This is a genomic window from Pseudomonas sp. SDO5532_S415, assembly GCF_054071155.1.
In genome coordinates this window covers 1-18,027 of record NZ_JBSVWS010000064.1, presented here as the reverse complement: position 1 = coordinate 18,027, position 18,027 = coordinate 1, and the positions used below count along the sequence as shown (strand labels likewise).

Annotated in this window: 17 protein-coding genes and 1 pseudogene; 12 read left to right on the top strand and 6 right to left on the bottom strand. The window is 60.1% G+C overall.

Annotated features, from left to right (window positions below):
* Window positions 1-101 precede the first annotated feature (101 nt).
* From purD to ACW9HW_RS15785, 3 genes are all read left to right on the top strand, one after another.
* On the top strand, window positions 102-1,397 hold the full coding sequence (gene purD / locus ACW9HW_RS15795) for a phosphoribosylamine--glycine ligase (RefSeq protein ID WP_095192047.1): 1,296 nt from the start codon (window positions 102-104) through the stop codon (window positions 1,395-1,397).
* 99 nt (window positions 1,398-1,496) lie between these two features.
* Complete coding sequence (locus ACW9HW_RS15790; protein ID WP_095192048.1) at window positions 1,497-4,274, top strand: hybrid sensor histidine kinase/response regulator; 2,778 nt, start codon at window positions 1,497-1,499, stop codon at window positions 4,272-4,274.
* A 63-nt stretch (window positions 4,275-4,337) separates the two neighbouring features.
* A complete protein-coding gene (locus ACW9HW_RS15785) occupies window positions 4,338-4,934 on the top strand; it encodes a MarC family protein (RefSeq protein WP_095192049.1) in 597 nt (198 codons plus the stop codon).
* 75 nt (window positions 4,935-5,009) lie between these two features.
* Here ACW9HW_RS15785 and ACW9HW_RS15780 read toward each other — a convergent pair whose 3' ends face one another.
* From ACW9HW_RS15780 to cobG, 6 genes are all read right to left on the bottom strand, one after another.
* Window positions 5,010-5,660 (bottom strand): hypothetical protein, encoded by a 651-nt coding sequence (locus tag ACW9HW_RS15780; RefSeq protein ID WP_095192050.1) that lies wholly within the window; start codon window positions 5,658-5,660, stop codon window positions 5,010-5,012.
* Window positions 5,661-5,724: 64 nt separating this feature from the next.
* Complete coding sequence (locus ACW9HW_RS15775) at window positions 5,725-6,534, bottom strand: hypothetical protein (RefSeq protein ID WP_457400684.1); 810 nt, start codon at window positions 6,532-6,534, stop codon at window positions 5,725-5,727.
* A 200-nt stretch (window positions 6,535-6,734) separates the two neighbouring features.
* Complete coding sequence (gene cobJ / locus ACW9HW_RS15770; RefSeq protein WP_457400682.1) at window positions 6,735-8,438, bottom strand: precorrin-3B C(17)-methyltransferase; 1,704 nt, start codon at window positions 8,436-8,438, stop codon at window positions 6,735-6,737.
* Window positions 8,438-9,169, bottom strand: a complete 732-nt coding sequence (locus ACW9HW_RS15765; protein WP_095192469.1) for a precorrin-2 C(20)-methyltransferase — start codon at window positions 9,167-9,169, stop codon at window positions 8,438-8,440. The genes cobJ and ACW9HW_RS15765 overlap by 1 nt, the downstream gene beginning before the upstream one ends.
* Entirely contained in the window at window positions 9,169-9,795 is a 627-nt protein-coding gene (locus ACW9HW_RS15760; protein ID WP_095192053.1) for a precorrin-8X methylmutase, read from the bottom strand. The genes ACW9HW_RS15765 and ACW9HW_RS15760 overlap by 1 nt, the downstream gene beginning before the upstream one ends.
* Window positions 9,788-11,095, bottom strand: coding sequence for a precorrin-3B synthase (gene cobG, locus ACW9HW_RS15755; protein WP_305885255.1), 1,308 nt, complete (start codon window positions 11,093-11,095; stop codon window positions 9,788-9,790). The genes ACW9HW_RS15760 and cobG overlap by 8 nt, the downstream gene beginning before the upstream one ends.
* 131 nt (window positions 11,096-11,226) lie before the next feature.
* On the opposite strand from cobG, the gene cbiE reads away from it, so the two are divergent.
* The 9 genes and pseudogenes from cbiE to ACW9HW_RS15710 all read left to right on the top strand — a co-directional run bounded on the left by cbiE (window position 11,227) and on the right by ACW9HW_RS15710 (window position 17,902).
* On the top strand, window positions 11,227-12,438 hold the full coding sequence (cbiE, locus tag ACW9HW_RS15750) for a precorrin-6y C5,15-methyltransferase (decarboxylating) subunit CbiE (RefSeq protein WP_095192055.1): 1,212 nt from the start codon (window positions 11,227-11,229) through the stop codon (window positions 12,436-12,438).
* On the top strand, window positions 12,431-13,528 hold the full coding sequence (locus tag ACW9HW_RS15745) for a cobalt-precorrin-5B (C(1))-methyltransferase (RefSeq protein WP_457400680.1): 1,098 nt from the start codon (window positions 12,431-12,433) through the stop codon (window positions 13,526-13,528). The genes cbiE and ACW9HW_RS15745 overlap by 8 nt, the downstream gene beginning before the upstream one ends.
* Window positions 13,525-14,250 carry a cobalt-precorrin-6A reductase gene (locus tag ACW9HW_RS15740; protein ID WP_457400678.1) on the top strand — a complete coding sequence of 242 codons (726 nt, stop codon included), beginning with the start codon at window positions 13,525-13,527 and terminating at the stop codon, window positions 14,248-14,250. The genes ACW9HW_RS15745 and ACW9HW_RS15740 overlap by 4 nt, the downstream gene beginning before the upstream one ends.
* Before the next feature lie 56 nt (window positions 14,251-14,306).
* Window positions 14,307-14,641, top strand: a pseudogene (locus ACW9HW_RS15735) (type II toxin-antitoxin system RelE/ParE family toxin).
* Window positions 14,642-14,645: 4 nt separating this feature from the next.
* Window positions 14,646-14,969 carry a helix-turn-helix domain-containing transcriptional regulator gene (locus ACW9HW_RS15730; RefSeq protein ID WP_457400676.1) on the top strand — a complete coding sequence of 108 codons (324 nt, stop codon included), beginning with the start codon at window positions 14,646-14,648 and terminating at the stop codon, window positions 14,967-14,969.
* 117 nt (window positions 14,970-15,086) lie between these two features.
* Window positions 15,087-15,485, top strand: coding sequence for a DUF2946 domain-containing protein (locus ACW9HW_RS15725; RefSeq protein ID WP_095192060.1), 399 nt, complete (start codon window positions 15,087-15,089; stop codon window positions 15,483-15,485).
* A 48-nt stretch (window positions 15,486-15,533) separates the two neighbouring features.
* Window positions 15,534-16,013, top strand: a complete 480-nt coding sequence (locus ACW9HW_RS15720; protein ID WP_457400675.1) for a copper chaperone PCu(A)C — start codon at window positions 15,534-15,536, stop codon at window positions 16,011-16,013.
* Window positions 16,014-16,034: 21 nt separating this feature from the next.
* The gene (locus ACW9HW_RS15715; protein ID WP_457400673.1) at window positions 16,035-16,475 is read left to right on the top strand and encodes a DUF2946 domain-containing protein; all 441 of its coding nucleotides are present in this window, start codon (window positions 16,035-16,037) and stop codon (window positions 16,473-16,475) included.
* Between the two features lie 47 nt (window positions 16,476-16,522).
* Window positions 16,523-17,902, top strand: a complete 1,380-nt coding sequence (locus ACW9HW_RS15710) for a PepSY-associated TM helix domain-containing protein (protein ID WP_457400672.1) — start codon at window positions 16,523-16,525, stop codon at window positions 17,900-17,902.
* The last annotated feature ends 125 nt before the right edge of the window (window positions 17,903-18,027 follow it).

Genomic DNA, 18,027 nt, shown 5'->3' with positions numbered 1-18,027 from the left:
TATTGATGTGACTGATATACCGCTTTCGCGAGCAGGCTCGCTCCCACATAAGAGCACCCCAGCGGTGCTATCAAGAATTAGCGTCATCCGAGGTTTTTGAAATGAATGTTTTGATCATTGGCAGCGGTGGCCGTGAACACGCCCTGGCCTGGAAAGTGGCTCAGGATCCGCGCGTGCAGAAGGTGTTCGTGGCGCCCGGCAATGCCGGCACTGCCATTGAAGCCAAGTGCGAGAACGTCGCCATCGACGTGCTGGCCCTCGAGCAGTTGGCGGACTTCGCCGAGAAAAACGTTTCCCTGACCATCGTCGGCCCGGAAGTACCGCTGGTCGCTGGCGTCGTTGACCTGTTCCGCTCCCGGGGTCTGGATTGCTTCGGCCCGACTGCTGGCGCTGCTCAACTGGAAGGCTCGAAAGCGTTCACCAAGGATTTCCTGGCTCGCCACAAGATCCCGACCGCCGACTACCAGAACTTCACCGAGATCGAGCCAGCCCTGGCTTACCTGCGTGAAAAAGGTGCGCCGATCGTGATCAAGGCCGATGGCCTGGCCGCCGGCAAAGGCGTGATCGTCGCCATGACCCTGGCCGAAGCCGAAGACGCGGTGCGTGACATGCTGGCGGGCAATGCCTTCGGTGACGCCGGTTCGCGTGTGGTGATCGAAGAGTTCCTGGACGGCGAAGAAGCCAGCTTCATCGTCATGGTCGATGGCAAGAACGTTCTGCCGATGGCCACCAGCCAGGACCACAAACGTGTCGGCGACGGCGATACCGGCCCGAACACGGGTGGCATGGGGGCCTACTCTCCTGCTCCGGTAGTGACCAGTGACGTGCACAAGCGTGTCATGGACCTGGTGATCTGGCCGACGGTTCGCGGCATGGCCGAGGAAGGAAACGTCTACACTGGTTTCCTGTATGCAGGCTTGATGATTGACAAGGCTGGTAACCCAAAAGTTATCGAATTCAACTGCCGTTTCGGCGACCCTGAAACCCAACCGGTCATGCTGCGCTTGCAGTCGAGCCTGGTGCTGCTGGTCGAAGCAGCCCTGGCACAGGCGCTGGACAAGGTCGAGGCGCAATGGGATCCACGTCCGAGCGTCGGCATCGTACTGGCCGCGGGCGGCTATCCTGGTGACTACGCCAAGGGCGCGGCCATCAAGGGCCTGGATGCGGCAGCGGCACAGGAAGGCAAAGTCTTCCACGCCGGTACTGCATTGAAAGACGGGCAAGTGGTGACGGCCGGTGGTCGGGTGCTTTGCGCCACTGCCATGGGCGCCAGCGTCGATGCTGCTCAACAGCAGGCATACAAGCTGGCAGCCAGTATTGATTGGGAAGGCTGTTTCTATCGCAAGGACATTGGCTACCGTGCCATTGCCCGCGAACGTGGCGAAAATCAGGAATAAGCTACCCTTTCAGCCAGGCAAGGGCTTTAGGCTCTTGCCTGACTATTCCGACGCCGCGCATAGTTATACTCTGGCATCAACCTACGAAGGGATTTCGCCGTGCGCTGGCTCAGGATTGCCATAGGTTTCACTGTCACTCTGCTGACTTTGCTCTGCATGCTCCCGGCTCAGGCCGCGCAAGGCAGTGGCTGGGCGGTATTGCTCGACGAACAGGGCGATCTGCAACTGAGCGACATCCGCTCCCCCCGCTACACCAATCAATTCAGCCCTATCGAACTCGACCGCCTCACCGCAGCCGAACCCGACGGCGCGCTCTGGCTACGTTTTCGCCTTGCACCCGGCAACCATGAACAATTGCTGCGAGTGTTCGCGCCCGACCTGCAGCAACTCAATATGTATGTGCTGGACGGCGACAAGCTGATCGAGCAATCGAACACGGGCAACAAGCAGCCACAGGCTGACCGGCCACTGCCCAGCAGCGACTTCATGCTGCCGTTGCCGCAAAGCGAAAAACCCCTGGACGTTTACCTGCGACTGGTTTCCGAACACCAGTTGCGACCCTATGTAACCCTGCAAGCGGCGATCATTACCGCAGCCAGTCAAAACCAGACGCTGGTCTATGGTTTGCTGTTGGGCTGCATCGGCATGCTGATCCTGCACAACCTCATCCGTTACGCCTACACCCGCTCGCGCAGCAGCCTCTGGCTGGCGGCATGCGAAGCTTTGTTGATGCTCAGCCTGGTGCTGTTGTTGAATCTGGCGGGCACCTGGCTGCCAAACTGGCAAGCCGTGCAGACGCCCGGTGCTTACCTCGCCTTGTTACTGACAGCCCCCTGCGGCCTGATGTTCGCGTATCGTTTCTTCGCTCCCCTTGGCTCACACCCGCTGAACAAGCTGTTACTGGGTGACATCCTGCTCATCACGATCGGCGGTCTGTTGCTGCTGTTCGTCAACACGCTGCCGTTGAATATCATTACCTACGGTCTGGTCGCGCTGGCAGGCCTGAGCATGCTGTTCGTCAGCGCGTTTCACTGGCAGAAAGGTTATCGCCCGGCGCGGTTGTTCGTGGCAGCCATGGTGGTGTTCAACCTCGGTACGCTGATCATTCTCCCCGCCCTGCTGGGGCTGACCCTGATCGAACCCCATGGCCTGATCACCACGCTTCTGGCGTTCATCTGCATCAGTGGCCTGCTGATGAGCATTGCCTTGAGCGAGCGCCAGCGTCGGATCACTGAAGACCGCTTCAGCATCAGCCGCGATCTGGCGGCCAGCAACGCCGAGATCAACGCCAAGGCCGAATTCCTGGCAAAGATCAGCCACGAGATACGTACCCCGATGAATGGCGTGCTGGGCATGACCGAGTTGTTGCTGGGTACGCCACTCTCGGTCAAGCAACGTGACTATGTACAGACCATCCACAGCGCCGGCAACGAACTGCTCACGTTGATCAACGAAATCCTCGACATATCCAAACTCGAATCCGGGCAAATCGAACTCGACGATGTGCAGTTCGACCTCAACGCGCTGATCGAAGACTGCCTGAGTATCTTCCGCGCCAAGGCCGAACAACAGAACGTCGAACTGATCAGCTTCATCCAGCCACAAGTACCGCGGGTCATTAGCGGTGACCCGACGCGGCTGCGCCAGACCCTGTTGAGCCTTCTTGAAAACGCCCTGAAGAAAACCGATGAAGGCGAAGTCCTGATCGTCGTCGCGCTCGACGAGCGCAGTGCCAAACCGCGTCTGCGAATCGCCGTGCAGGACAGTGGCGAACCCATGGACGCAGAAGAGCGCGATGCGCTGATGCATGCAGAACTGCACAGCAAAAACTTCCTTTCGACCAACCGGCTGGGCGGCAATCTGGGGCTGGTGATTGCCCGCCAGCTGATTCGCTTGATGCAGGGCGAGTTCGGCATCAAGAGTGGCAGCAACCAGGGCAGCACCCTGTGGCTGACCTTGCCGCTTGATCCTGATCGCCTCGAACACCCGACCTCCGACCTTGACGGCCCGCTGCAAGGCGCACGGGTATTGGTGGTGGATGACAATGACACCTGTCGCAAGGTTTTGGTGCAGCAGTGCAGCGCCTGGGGCCTGAACGTCAGCGCCGTTCCGTCCGGCAAGGAAGCGTTGGCACTGCTGCGCACCAAAGCGCATTTGCGCGACTATTTCGACGTGGTCCTGCTGGACCAGAACATGCCCGGCATGACCGGCATGCAGCTGGCCGCCAAGATCAAGGAAGACCCGAGCCTGAACCACGACATCCTGCTGATCATGCTCACCGGCATCAGCAATGCACCGAGCAAAATCATCGCACGCAACTCGGGGATCAAACGCATCCTCGCCAAACCGGTGGCCGGCTACACCCTCAAGACGACCCTGGCCGACGAGCTGACCCAACGCAACAAGGGGCTCGCGGTCATGCAGCAATTGCCATCCGGCACGCCCATGCCGATCAAGGTGCCCAGCGATTTCCGCATTCTTGTGGCCGAAGACAACAGCATCTCGACCAAAGTTATCCGCGGCATGCTGGGCAAACTCAACCTGCAACCGGATACCGCCAGCAATGGTGAAGAGGCCCTGCAGGCAATGAAGGCCCAGCGTTATGACCTGGTACTGATGGATTGCGAGATGCCGATCCTCGACGGTTTCTCGGCCACCCAGCAATTGCGCGCATGGGAAGTGGGCAACCAGCGGATCCGTACGCCGGTGGTGGCGTTGACCGCTCATATCCTCGCCGAGCATAAGGAGCGCGCGCGCCAGGCCGGCATGGACGGGCACATGGCCAAGCCGGTCGAACTCTCGCAGTTGCGTGAACTGATCGAACATTGGGTTGCCCAACGTGACCTGCAGACCCGCACGGCAACACCTACGTCCTGAGCCGACAGACCCCGCAACGCCTGATAGACTCCCCTCGACTTCCTTCGCCAGTGAGCCTGCACCATGCTCCATGTGTTGTTCAGTGTTTACCTGAAGATGCTGGTGCTCTACAGCCCATTCTTCGTGTTGTCCTGCTTCATCAGCCTGACCCGCGGTTACTCGCGCAAGGAACAACGTCGACTGGCCTGGAAAGTGGCGATCGCCACATTAGTTTCCAGCGTCTTGTTATACCTGTTCGGCCGGGTGATTTTCAGCGTCTTCGGCATCACCGTTGACGCGTTCCGAATTGGTGCCGGTAGCGTGCTGTTCATCTCGGCGCTGGGCATGGCTCAGGGCAAGTCGGCGGTGCAAACCGACAACGTGCAGCAGGACGTGACCATCGTTCCGCTGACCATCCCGCTGACGGTCGGCCCCGGCACCATCGGTGCCTTGTTAGTGATGGGCGTGAGCCAGCCGCATTGGGACGACAAGCTCATGGCCATTATCAGTATTGCCCTGGCCAGCTTTACTGTCGGCGTTGTGCTGTACCTGTCCAACCGCATCGAACGCATTCTCGGCGATCAAGGGCTGCAGATCGTCAGCCGGTTGATGGGGTTGTTCGTGTGCGCGTTGGCGGCGCAGATCATCTTTACCGGCGTCCGGGGTTATCTGGTGTCTTGACGGACCGGAACGCAACTGCAACAAAAAAGGCCTTGTCGGTTGAGACAAGGCCTTTTTTTGTTGCCCGGCAAATGATCAGCGCTTGAGCTTGCGCACGAGGAGCCTGTCGGAGTAAGTCTCGATTTTCTCGTGCACCCGCGCACGGTAATTATCAAAGACCTCGCGATTGAAGGCATAGACGCCACCATCCGGAATAATCAGCACCTCTTTGTCATACTCACTCCAGAAAAAGAAGTCCTGCTCAGTCACCGTGGTGCTGTAGCGCATGCCAAAAAGGCAGATGATCGTTTCACCCGATTCGAGGCGCTCGCAAGGCGCACATTTGAGAATCCCCATACCGCCTCGCGCTACGTTACCGCGGAAAAACTCCCATGCGAATTCGTCCAGCTTCAAGGCTCTGTAGGTATCTACAACAATCTGCCTCAGTCGTTCAGAGCCCAGACGACCAATCATGGTAAGGCCGACGCTCAGCAATTGGCGAACATCCGACACCCGGAACGGTTCGGAGGGAACAATGGTTTTCAGAGTGAAACCGGCCTTCAACAATCGCCCCTGATAGTAATCGAACCAGACTTTCTTCGACACTTGCCCTGGGTACTTATCGTTTGCCGCCAGTTCGGCATATAACAGACAATCCTGTATATCCTGTTGGTCCCGCACGTTTACAGCTGAATCGAAAGATAACAGGCACCCCCCCACGACAACAGCATTTGAAAAAGCCGGCATTTATACACCTCACGCCACAAACTCCAACAATTGACAGACAACATCTAAAGTCCTTGCCGTGCGATCAGCCGACTAAGTTTTTGAATAACTCATCACCAAACTGATCAATATAATCGTAAACCTGTTGGCGCTTACGATTAAAAGCACGCCTGTTAAACTTTCGAATACCGGCCGCTTGAAAAAGATGCACACCGCGAGTATTGAAAGTAAAGAACAAAAAATCACCGTCGTAGTGCGTACTGTAGACGTCCAACCCGCCCATGACCATCGCCATACCGCCATCTGGAGTAACGATGCAGGGAACCGCTTTAAAGCTGACGACCTGGCTGTTCTTGCTTCCCGAGTCGACAATTTTGAGGGCTGCCTTGTCGCCTTTGAGCTTTTCGAAACCACTGGTCACCAAACTCAACACATTACCGGACCCGGCACTGATGACCGTCTGCAGGACCTGAAGCAGCGCTTCATTCATGGTCAGCGTCAGCGTTTTTGAATCGTATTTTTTGCGAGTGTAGCTTTCGGTCACCCAGCCAATCGCGGTCAACGCTTCGTTATAGGCGTTGTAACGCTGTTCCTGGGAGCTGCCGGCGGGCAGTTTGCGCACGACGGCTTCAGCAAAGGCCTGGCTATCGAGTGCATCTTGCTTGTCATCCCCGGAAAGACGCTCGTCGAACACTACAAGGGATGGACCGACAACGGAGGCACTGTGCTCTTGCGTCGGGTGAGGAAGAGCAACATCAAGTGCTGCACTGAAACTTCTGGCACGCGGACGAGACGGAGTTTCAGCCAACTGGGCCTCAATCCGTTCAAAATAGGTGTCCTGTATTAATGAATTAAAGGGCAAGTCCGCCGGACCATTGGCAACTGGGTAATACATAGCAAAGCTCCTTAGTTAATAGTTCACCGCTCCATGCGGTAAACCAAACTAAAACATGCAAACCCAACTTTCAATTGAACATTCAACAGCAACCTATACTATTAATTACCAAAAACCAGACACAACCAAAAAACTCTCAAAAAATTAGAGATGATCATTTTTTATAGATAAGCGCGGCCCCGGAGTGAGGCCGCCATGACTCAACTACCCGGCTTGTTGCCGTACCAGCGCGGGGTATATACCCATTCTCCGCCCTCGACACGAGGAAACACACAGGTCGTGGAGGAGCCGATCAGCACCATGGTGCGCATATCGACTTGATCGGGAGTCAACTGCCCGAGCGTGGTAACGCGCAAGGTCTGGCCCGGACGACCAATGTCCCGCCCCAACACGACCGGTGTCTGAGGCTCGCGGTGACGGGCAACGATTTCAAGCGCCTGCCCAAGTTGCCATGGACGTGAACGCGAAATCGGATTGTAGAACGCCAGGGCCAGGTCGGCTTGAGCCGCCAGATCCAGTCGCTGCTCGATGATCGACCAGGGCTTGAGGTTGTCCGACAGCGACAGCACACAGAAGTCATGCCCCAACGGCGCACCGGCCTGGGCAGCCGTCGCCAGTGAAGCGGAGACCCCTGGGAGGATTTCCAGATCAACGTTGTGCCACGCCGCATCGGTGGACTCATGCAACGCTTCGAGCACGGCAGCGGCCATGGCAAAAACCCCCGGATCACCAGAGGACACCACCACCACCGACCGCCCTTGCGCCGCCAGTTCGAAGGCATGGCGTGCACGCTGCATCTCTTCGCGGTTATCGGTGCAATGCAGCACCTGATCGTCGCGGAAGGGTCCGGCCATGCGCACGTAAGTTTCATACCCCAGCACATCATGGGCGCGAGCCAGTTCAGCCTTCACCGCCGGGACCATCAGCTCGGCAGCGCCCGGCCCCAGACCGATCACAGCCAGACGTCCCCGCGCACGGCCGATCTGCAACGGGTCCAGCGGCTGTTCGGCGACCGCAATGGCAACGGTGCCGTCACCCCGTATGGATACAGGTTGCCCTACAGCATTGCGGGCCAGCTCAACAATATCCATTTCAGCATTGGCAAATCGCAATGGCACACCCAACTCTAGCGCGGCTTCACGCAGCGCCGGGTTGGCCATTTCGGTATCGACCGCCAACAGGCAAGCCAGCGATTGCACAGCGACACCGGCCTGATGCAACGCCACACGAACCACGCTCGGCAAATCTGCAATGCCAGCACTGACCGCCACCAACACACTGCGTGGATAGATCAACAATTCGTTGGCCGCCGGCGTACGTTCGGCAGGACTGACATGCACCGCCAGCCGCGCCTGGGCATCTTCAGGTAATTGCGCTTGCGCCAGCCACGGTGCCGAGCCTTCGATGCGTACCGTTTCACCGGCCAGCAAATCGGAAACAAAACGCTTGCCCAGCTCCAGATCAGCCAACGCATAGCCGCTTGGCGGGTTGAGCAGGCAAGTGCCAAAACGCAATTCACCGCTGGTGGTAATGGCCGGCGCAACATCGAGATGTGCGGCGATCTCCCGCGCCATCACATTCACGCCGCCAAGCCCGCCGAGCAACGGCACCACCGCGCTGCCGTCTTCAGCCACGGCCAGCACTGGAGGCTCAACGCCTTTTTCCAGCAGCAGAGGCGCCAGTGTGCGGATCACGATACCGGCAGCGCACAGGGCGATGATCGGCGTATCCCGTTGATAAAGCTCGCGCAGAGTCGCGCCGAACTCGTGGTAGTCACGGTCCGCGCCATCAACGCGCTCGACCAGGCCATGGATCAGTGCACCGGGATAGCGCTTTTGAATATTGCGTGCGGTGGCGAGGCTGCCATTGCCGAGAATGACAATCGCCGGAACTGGACGAGTCATCAGCCTTGCCACCTTTCGCCGGGAACGATGATCAGCGAAAAATACGGCGAGGACATCGGCTCGACCTGATCCAGCGGCACGATTTTCTGGTTGGCCATGGTCGCGCGCTCGACGTAAAGCGCCCGCTCGGCCAACCCGAGTTCTTCCAGTACCTGGCGAACCTTGGGAAAGTTGCGTCCCAGTTTCATGATCACGGCGGCATCGGCATCGGCCAAGCGGCGCTTGAGTTCGTCATGGGGCAGTACGCCGGACAACACCGACAGGCTCTGATTGCGATACACCAGCGGCGCACCGAGTACCGAAGCACCACCGAGCATCGAGCAGACACCCGGCACCACTTGAGCCTGATAACGCTCGGCAAGCCGGTCGTGCAGGTACATGTAGGAACCGTAGAAGAACGGATCGCCTTCACAGATCACGGCGACATCGCGACCCGCGTCCAGATGCACGGCCAGCTGTTCGCCGGCGGCATCGTAGAAATCACTGATCACTTGCTCGTAGGACAGCGGCGCCGGCAATGCCTCGGTGGTGACCGGGTAAACCAGCGGCAGCAAGGTCTGTGCATCCTGCAGATGCGCCTCGATGATGCCAAAAGCATTACCCTTCTTTCCCTTGGCGACGAAGTACGCCACCACTGGCGACTCACGCAACAGGCGCAAGGCTTTGACAGTAATCAGTTCCGGATCACCCGGGCCGACGCCAAGGCCGATCAAACGTCCAGGTTGTTGCATCATTCGATCTCCGTGGCGAGGGCATTGACGGCGGCGGCGGCCATGGCGCTTCCGCCCAGGCGACCTTGCATGATGACGAAAGGCACGCCACGGCTGTCCGCCGCGAGCATCGCCTTGGATTCGGCGGCGCCGACAAAACCCACCGGGAAGCCGAGAATCAGCGCTGGCTTCGGTGCGCCGGCATCGAGCATTTCCAGCAAATAGAACAGAGCCGTCGGTGCATTGCCGATCACCACCACACTGCCTTCCAGATGCGGACGCCACAGTTCCAGCGCGGCGGCGGAACGGGTGTTGCCCAACTCGCGGGCAAGTGTAGGAACGCTCTCATCGCGCAGGGTGCAGATAACCCGGTTGTTCGCCGGCAAGCGTGCGCGGGTGATGCCTTCGGACACCATTCGCGCATCACACAGAATCGGCGCACCAGCCGCCAGCGCATCGCGCCCGGCCTTGCCCGCGCCTTCGGAAAACTGCAAGCCGTCGATGGCGTCGACCATGCCGCAGGCGTGAATCACCCGAACCGCGAGTTTTTCCAGATCGGCCGGGATTCGCCCGAGGTTGGCCTCGGCGCGAATGATCGCGAAGGAGTTGCGATAGATCTCCTGACCGTCGCGGATGTAATCAAGCATCAAGGGGGCTCCGTGAGCGGGCGTCGAGCAAGGCCGCGACCGCTTCAATAGTAAGGTTGCGTGCGTGCAGGGCGCCGAAACCGGGCTGCGCTGCATCGCGAAAATAGAGATCGTAGTGACCGGCTGAGACGGCCAGCAAGGTAATTGGCGCGATGTGCGCGGCAGCGCACGAACGCGGGCAACCCGATAAGTGCACATTCGGTGCATGACCGTTGCGTTGCATGAGCGCCGCCAGTTGCCGGGCATCGCCCTTGGTATCGGCCAGGCCTTTGCCGCATCCGGTCGAACCGGTGCAGGCAATCAGGTGTGCCAAGGCGTCATCAGCAGAACAACGCAAACCCGCCCTCTCAAGACGCTGGATAACGTCGCGAGCATCGTCGGCATGGACACCGGGCAACAACAGGCTTTGCCAGGGAGTAAATCGCAGGCTGCCGTCCCCCCTTTCACGGGCAAGCTGTGCAGCGCTTCCGAGCATGGCAGGGTCGAGGCGACCCAAGGGCGGCACGGCGCCAACGTAGACACGCTCAGCCTCGCGTTGCGGATGAGCGCCGATGTGCAGGGCAGTCGAGCGGATATCGTGTCGGCGACTCGAAGCAGGCATCAATGGCACCCGTTCGGCCAACGCCGCGAGAAACCTGTCGAGTGAGCATTCGCCGAGCAGGTGACGCATGCGTGTCTGATCCGGACGCGCCCATTCAAGAAACAGATCAAGCACTGCGACCACCAACCCGTGGCCATGTTCCAGCAGCACCGAGCCCACAGGCGGGTCCAGAGGGCATCCCGCCAGACCGAAGGCAAAAACCGTCTGGCCCTCTCCCTCCGTGGCGGACAGCCACAGATCATGGGGATGCTCAAGCATTGCCAGGCCTTCGCCGCCATCGAGTTGCACGGCAAACTTGGCACTGAGGTCGTGAAAGCGTTCGTCGCCCTGGAGCGTGGCCAGGATCTGCTCGGCCAATGGGCGCGTGTCGCACAGCATTTGCCGATCAATGCCGGCACCGGGGCTGAGCATCAGATTGCGCACATCGTCGCCAGCGGCGCTACTGGGTCCCAATCCGCTGGCCATGAGGCTGTCGATCAAGGCCCCATGCTCACGGCCAATGCCGCGAATTTGCAGATTGGCGCGGTTGGTCGCCTCGATCACTCCCCCGGCGAATCGCTCGGCAGCATTGGCCACCGCTTCGGCCTGAGCTGCGCTGATCGAACCGCCATTCAACTTGATCCGGCAAATACCGCCGTCCAGTGCCTGGACGATACGCAGCAACCCCGGGCAGGCCGAGGGGCGTAAGGCGGTGGACATCGGGCGTTCGTTCAAGGGCGGGACCGGGAATGTGGGAAAGGCGCTTCGCAAGCAAAGGCGCGGTATTATGCCTGCTTTGTTCGACGGCATGAAAAGCCTGCCCGTCGGAACAGCGTGTTTGAGGAATATAGATGTCGCCCTGGCTGACAGTAGTGGGAATCGGTGAAGACGGCTTCAAGGGCCTGGGCAAAAACGCCCGGCACGCTTTGTTGAACGCTTCGCGGATTATTGGTGCGCAACGGCAACTGGATTTGTTGCCGTCCTGCATCCGTGGTGAACGGCAATTGTGGCCCAGTCCTTTCTCCCTTGAACCGGTATTGGCGCGGCGTGGCGAACCTGTCTGTGTCCTCGGCAGTGGCGATCCGATGTTCTTCGGGGTGGGCGCCAGTCTCGCCCGACAACTGTCCGACGATGAAATGCTGATTCTGCCGGCCCCCTCTTCCTGCTCGCTCGCCGCCGCCCGAATGGGTTGGCCCTTGCAGGAGGTGGTCACCCTTTCTGTGGTGGCCCGCCCTATCGCCGCGCTCAACGCCCAGTTGTTCAGCGGCGTACGCTTGTTGGTGCTGAGCAACGACGGCGGCAGCCCCGCCGCCATTGCCGCGTTGTTGCGTGAGCGTGGTTTCGGCCCGAGCCGCATCACCGTACTGGAACATCTGGGCGGAGAAGCCGAGCGGCGTGTCGATGGCATCGCCAGCGACTGGGCCGATTGCGCCATTGCCGACTTGAACCTGATCGCCATCGACTGCATCGCTGAACCGAATACGCCACGCCTGTCACGCCTGGCCGGTCTGCCGGATTCGGCGTTCAAGCATGACGGCCAACTGACCAAGCGCGACGTACGCGCGATCACCCTCGCGCGCCTGGCCCCGGTGCCTGGCGAGCTGTTGTGGGACGTCGGCGCCGGCAGCGGCTCGATCGGCATCGAATGGATGCGCGCCCACCCGAGTTGCCGGGCGCTGGCCATCGAGGCCGATGACGGGCGACAACAGTTGATCGAGTACAACCGCGATGCCCTCGGCGTTCCCGGCCTGCAACTGATTCGCGGCCGCGCGCCGCAAGCCCTCGACGGACTCGAACGGCCGGACGCCATTTTCATCGGCGGTGGCGTCACCCGTGAAGGCGTACTGGACAGCTGCTGGGCTGCCCTCAAACCCGGTGGCCGGCTGATCGCCAACGCGGTCACCCTGCAAAGTGAAGTGACACTGATGGCATGGCGTGAACAGCACGGTGGAGAGCTGACGCGCATCCATATCGCCCAGGCGCAACCGCTGGGTGACTTCGATACCTGGCGCCAGGCATTGCCGATTACCTTGCTGGATCTGACGAAACCTTTCGATGCGTGACGAAACCGCCGAACAACCCGCGCCACTGCGTAGTGGCCTGACCACGGGCAGTTGCGCCACGGCAACCAGCCTCGCGGCGGCTCGCCTGCTGCTCGCGGGCACGGCAGCAGACGCGGTGGAAGTCATATTGCCCAAAGGCAAACAGGTGCAGATGCGCCTGGAGTTCTGTCGACTGACGGGCGACAGTGCCGAGGCCGGCACGATCAAGGATGCCGGCGACGACCCCGACGTCACCCACGGCGCCCTGCTCTATAGCCAGGTGCGACTGCGCACCGAGCCGGGCATCGGTTTTAATGCCGGTCGCGGGGTCGGCATCGTGACCCGCCCCGGGCTGGTGTTGGGCGTCGGCGAACCGGCGATCAACCCGGTGCCGCGCAAAATGATCACCGATCACCTGACTCGGCTCGCCGACGAGCTGGGCTATGGCGGCGGTTTCGATGTCACGGTCAATGTCGAAAACGGTGAGGCCCTGGCACTCAAAACCATGAACCCGCGCCTGGGGATTCTCGGCGGCCTGTCGATCCTCGGCACCAGTGGCATTGTCCGGCCGTTCTCCTGTGCGGCCTACATTGCGTCGATCCACCAGGGCATCGATGTGGCGAAAACCAACGGTTACCTGCACATCGCCGCCTGCACCGGCAACGCCAGCGAAGACACCATGCGCCGGGTCTACAACCTGCCGGAAATCGCCTTGATTGAAATGGGCGATTTCGTCGGCGCGGTACTCAAACATCTGCGCAAGGTGCCGGTGGATAAACTCAGTCTTTGTGGCGGCTTCGGCAAGATCAGCAAACTCGCCGCCGGGCACATGGACTTGCACAGTCGACACTCGAGCATCGACCTGCCGCAACTGGCCGATTGGGCCGCGGCAGTCGGCGCCGATACGGCGTTGCAGCAAGGCATCCGCGAGGCCAACACCAGTCAACAAGCCCTGGCCATGGCCAGCGCCGCCGGCATCGCCCTCGGTGACGCGGTGTGCCAGCACGCTTTGGACTTTGCCCGCAGTGTGGTGCCTTCGCAGGTTCAGGTCGAAGTGTTTGCCATCGATCGCCAGGGCGGGATCGTGGGCCATGCCGGAGCATTCCAATGAAACGCATTCTGTTGCTGGGCGGCGTGACCGAGGCCCTGGCCATCGCCCGCACCCTCGGCCCTGAACACATCTACAGCCTGGCCGGTATCGGTCGGGTGCCAACGGACCTGAACTGTCAGGTCCGCGTCGGCGGCTATGGCGGCGCCGAGGGCCTGGCGCAGTTCATCCGTGACCAACGGATCGACCTGCTGCTGGATGCCACGCACCCCTACGCGGCCCAAATCAGCCAGAACGCCGCCAGCGCTGCGCACCTGAGCGGGATTGTGTGCTGGGCGCTGCGGCGTCCGGCGTGGCAACCACAGGCCGGGGACGACTGGCGCGAGGTCAACGATTGGGCCGAACTGATCGAGGCCCTGAAACCCTTTCGGCGGCCATTGTTCACCCTGGGCCGCGAGCCCTTGCAGCATCTCGACGAAATCCCTGCACATCAATTCTGGACCTTGCGCGCATTGGACGTGTACCCGGGCAACGAACGCTGCGAAGTCATCGGCGCGCGGGGGCCGTTCCGGATCGAGGATGAACGTGAGTTGTTCGAACGCCGACAGATCGACGTACTGATCAGCAAGAACAGCGGCAGTACCGCGACTGAACCGAAGCTGGAAGTGGCGCGTGAGCGTGGGGTGCCGGTGTTGGTGTTGAAGCGGCCGGTGTTGCCGGGGGTTGAGCGGGAGTTTCTGACGCTTGGGGAAACACTTGTTGCGTTGGCGGACTTCGCTCAGTAAGGCAGGATCATTGGCTTGCATGAACAGTAACCTATTTGTTACCTTCAGGGCCGTCTGTGATCACACTCGAAGAATACTTGCAGGACAATGAAACAAGCCCCTTCGGACGCTGGTTTTCCACCTTGAATGCGCAGGCCGCGCTTAAAGTATCCAATGCGTTGATTCGACTGGAGCTCGGCAATACGTCCAACATCAAGTGGTTCGAAGGTCTGGGCGAGTACCGATAAATTGGGGGCCCGGCTACAGAATCTATCTTGTTCAAGAGGGCAAACGCCTGATCATACTTTTCGGTGGAGGCGACAAGTCCACCCAAAAAGCCGACATCAAACAGGCCAAAATACTGATTGCCGAATTTCGAGCCCGAAAAAAAGCTGACCGCCCCCGGAGATAAAGTCATGGCGCTCACCCGAAGCTACAAACACACGATCGCCGAGCGTGCCCAGCGTGACCCTGAGTTCGCCCAGGCATTGTTGGATGAGGCTGCTACTCTGTTTCTTAACGGCGAACCTGTAATGGCCAGGATCATTTTGCGTGATCTCATCAACGCCACTGTCGGGTTCGAAGGACTGGCAAAGGAAACGGCGAAACCCAGTAAAAGTTTGCATCGAATGTTGTCTGCAAAAGGCAACCCAAGCATGGACAACCTGGCCGCGATCTTCGCCGTAATTCGCGCTACGCTTGGGGTGAATATGCAAGTTCATGCGGTACGTGCGCACTGAGAGCTTAAAATCCAGACAATTTTTACTGCGACACCACACCGCACGCCGCTTTTTTACTTATCGGCATTGATCAGGCTAAATAGCCGCGCCTGATCGCCCACCCAATGGATCTGTCCCATGTCCCGACAACGGCTCGCAATTGCCTGGATAGCCTGCTTCGCAGTGCTGTTCAACCTGCTCGCCATGCCGATGACCGGAGCGATGGCGCAGTCGGCGAAGTCACCCGCCGAGCAGTTGTTGTGGGGGAGTTTCTGTTCGTCCAGCGGCACCAAGATGGTCGCGATTTCCCTGGGCGGCATCGAGCAGAAAGCCCCGCAAAACGACGATCATTCCAATATGCAGCATTGCTGGTGCTGTTCTGGTTCGGCCCCTCTTGTGGCGTTGCCCGGGCATGTACCGCAGTTGTATTTCGCGCAGTTCGACGCCAATCGAAGCCTGCCCCCCGCCTCACTCAATACACCGACACCGCGCCAGCAATGGCCGAGCCTCAACCCCCGCGCGTCCCCTCTGGTGTGATTCTTTCTCGCAATTGACCTGCGTCTTGAATCGCTCTGGAGAACCATCATGCTGAACAAACTCATCGTTGTGGCTGCGTTGTTGCTGCCTGCCTGCTTTGCCAATGCCCACGAATACAAGGTCGGGGAGCTGGACATCACTCATCCCTGGTCGCAGGAGTTACCGCCGAACGCGCCGAACGTCGCGGCCTATTTCGTGATTCACAACGAAGGCAAATCCGCCGACCGGCTGCTCAGTGTCGACTCGCCCATTGCCGGTGAAGCGCAACTGCACGAACACGTGATGCAAAACGACCTGATGAAAATGCAGCACGTGCCCAGCGTGGAAATCCCCGCCGGTGGCGAAGTCACGTTTGCGCCAATGGCTTACCACGTGATGCTGCTGAACCTTAAAGACCGTAGCCTGCTGAGCGACGGCAAGCGCTTCCCGCTGACCCTGCACTTCGAGAAATCCGGTGACGTGACGGTCGAAGTGGCGGTGCAGAAGCAGGCGCCTGAAGGCACGCAAAAGCACGCGCACGTCCAGTAACCGGCTGAGCTGAAAACGCCCATGCGCCCGTTCAGCGCCAGGTCATCCAGACCCCGTCGTCAGCCATCGAGCCTGACACGCGGCAGCTGGATCAGCCTGTTCGCCATGTTGATGATCTTTATCGGCCCGCTGGTTTCCCAGTCGATGCCGATGGACTCGCGCGCGGCCATGAGCCTGTCGATGGACATGTCCATGGACAGGCCGGCAATGGACCACGCCGATCACGGCGCACAACCGAACGCCGAGCACTGCCCGCCGCAAGCCGGACATCACGCCATCTGGGAAAAATGCGGCTATTGCAGCCTGTTGTTCAATTGCCCGGCGCTCACCGGTGGCGTGTCATTCACCGCGTTCGACACACCGCCCGCCAGTACTTTCACTTCCCCTTCCCCGCACCTGGGCCATGCCCGACAAACCTTTTTCCCCGGTGCCCGAACCCGCGCCCCACCTATCGTCACGTAGACCCGCACCCCATAACTAAAAGATCCGAGCCACGCGGAGCACACGTGATGAAACAGCCCAAAGTGAATTTCTACAACCTGGCATGGCGCTGGCATTTCTATGCCGGATTGTTCGTTGCGCCATTCATGGTGATGCTGGCCCTGACCGGCACCATTTACCTGTTCAAGCCGCAACTCGACTCGCTGATGTATAGCAGCCTGCTCAACGTCCCGGCCGGTCATCACAGCATCCCGGCCGACGACCTGCTGCAGCGGGTAAAAGCGGCTTATCCCCAAGGACAGGTCACGCAATACCTGCCGCCGGTGAATGCCGAGCGCAGCGCTCAATTCGTGGTCGCGAATGCCGGCCAGGAGTTGAACGTGTTCGTCGACCCTTACCACGGCGACATCCTCGGCGAGCAAGACGCCAAGAAAAACCTGCAAGCGATCGCCCGGGCGATACACGGCGAACTGATGATCGGCACCGTGGGTGATCGACTGATAGAACTGGCCGCCGGTTGGGGCGTGGTGCTGGTGGTGTCCGGGGTGTTCCTGTGGTGGCCACGCGGCCAGGCCGCCGGCATTCTGTGGCCACGCATGAACAGTCGTGGTCGGGTGTTGTGGCGCGACCTGCACGCGGTGACCGGATTCTGGGGCGCGTCCCTGCTGTTGGTGATGCTGCTCAGCGGCATGACCTGGACCGGTTTCTGGGGCAAGCAATACGCCCAGGTGTGGAACGTGTTTCCGGCGGCGATGTGGGATGACGTGCCGAAGTCCGATGTCGAAGCCCGCAGCCTCAACACCGCTACTCGCCAGACGGTGCCATGGGCCATGGAAAACACGCCGATGCCGATGTCCGGCGACCATGCCGAACACATGGCCCACGGTGGTGCGCAAGCCGGCCCGGCCGCGCCGACCATCAGCCTGCAGGACGTGCAAAACATCGCCACGCAGGGCAAGGTCGAGCCGGGGTACAGCATCACCTTGCCGACCACCGCGACTGGCGTGTTCACCATCGCGGTATTCGCCGATGACCCGCGCAACGACGCCACCCTGCATGTCGATCAGTACAGCGGCAAGGTGCTGGCCGACGTGCGCTATGAGCAATACGGTGCCGTCGCCCGCGCCACGGAAATCGGCGTGATGCTGCACGAAGGCAAGATGTTCGGCGTGGTCAATCAGATCGTCGTGCTGCTGATCTGCCTGATGATTCTGCTCAGCGCCATCAGCGGCGTGGTGATCTGGTGGAAACGTCGCCCACAAGGCAAATTCGGCGTGCCGCCGTTGCGTCACGACCTGCCGAAATGGAAAACCGCGATGGTCATCATGTTTGCCCTGGCGGTGGCGTTCCCATTGGTGGGCGCTTCGCTGGTGGTGGTCTGGCTGCTCGACAAACTGCTGTTGTCGCGCTTCACCCGACAAACTGAAAGCGCCTCACCTTCATCATGAATCAGGCGAGATGCGCGGGATTGAAGGCGCTGTAAACTTCCCGCGCATTTCTGTCGTCCGGCTTTTCTCCTGACCTTCAGACCGCCTTCGCGAGCAGGCTCGCTCCCACATTTGATCGCATTTCA

What these genes read in the sequence shown, in the direction of transcription:
- purD (WP_095192047.1), top strand. Translation starts at nt 102, where the DNA reads ATGAATGTTTTGATCATTGGCAGCGGTGGCCGTGAACACGCCCTGGCC.
- ACW9HW_RS15785 (WP_095192049.1), top strand. Translation starts at nt 4,338, where the DNA reads ATGCTCCATGTGTTGTTCAGTGTTTACCTGAAGATGCTGGTGCTCTAC.
- ACW9HW_RS15780 (WP_095192050.1), bottom strand. Translation starts at nt 5,660, where the DNA reads ATGCCGGCTTTTTCAAATGCTGTTGTCGTGGGGGGGTGCCTGTTATCT.
- ACW9HW_RS15775 (WP_457400684.1), bottom strand. Translation starts at nt 6,534, where the DNA reads ATGTATTACCCAGTTGCCAATGGTCCGGCGGACTTGCCCTTTAATTCA.
- cobJ (WP_457400682.1), bottom strand. Translation starts at nt 8,438, where the DNA reads ATGACTCGTCCAGTTCCGGCGATTGTCATTCTCGGCAATGGCAGCCTC.
- ACW9HW_RS15765 (WP_095192469.1), bottom strand. Translation starts at nt 9,169, where the DNA reads ATGCAACAACCTGGACGTTTGATCGGCCTTGGCGTCGGCCCGGGTGAT.
- ACW9HW_RS15760 (WP_095192053.1), bottom strand. Translation starts at nt 9,795, where the DNA reads ATGCTTGATTACATCCGCGACGGTCAGGAGATCTATCGCAACTCCTTC.
- cobG (WP_305885255.1), bottom strand. Translation starts at nt 11,095, where the DNA reads ATGTCCACCGCCTTACGCCCCTCGGCCTGCCCGGGGTTGCTGCGTATC.
- cbiE (WP_095192055.1), top strand. Translation starts at nt 11,227, where the DNA reads ATGTCGCCCTGGCTGACAGTAGTGGGAATCGGTGAAGACGGCTTCAAG.
- ACW9HW_RS15745 (WP_457400680.1), top strand. Translation starts at nt 12,431, where the DNA reads ATGCGTGACGAAACCGCCGAACAACCCGCGCCACTGCGTAGTGGCCTG.
- ACW9HW_RS15740 (WP_457400678.1), top strand. Translation starts at nt 13,525, where the DNA reads ATGAAACGCATTCTGTTGCTGGGCGGCGTGACCGAGGCCCTGGCCATC.
- ACW9HW_RS15730 (WP_457400676.1), top strand. Translation starts at nt 14,646, where the DNA reads ATGGCGCTCACCCGAAGCTACAAACACACGATCGCCGAGCGTGCCCAG.
- ACW9HW_RS15725 (WP_095192060.1), top strand. Translation starts at nt 15,087, where the DNA reads ATGTCCCGACAACGGCTCGCAATTGCCTGGATAGCCTGCTTCGCAGTG.
- ACW9HW_RS15720 (WP_457400675.1), top strand. Translation starts at nt 15,534, where the DNA reads ATGCTGAACAAACTCATCGTTGTGGCTGCGTTGTTGCTGCCTGCCTGC.
- ACW9HW_RS15715 (WP_457400673.1), top strand. Translation starts at nt 16,035, where the DNA reads ATGCGCCCGTTCAGCGCCAGGTCATCCAGACCCCGTCGTCAGCCATCG.
- ACW9HW_RS15710 (WP_457400672.1), top strand. Translation starts at nt 16,523, where the DNA reads ATGAAACAGCCCAAAGTGAATTTCTACAACCTGGCATGGCGCTGGCAT.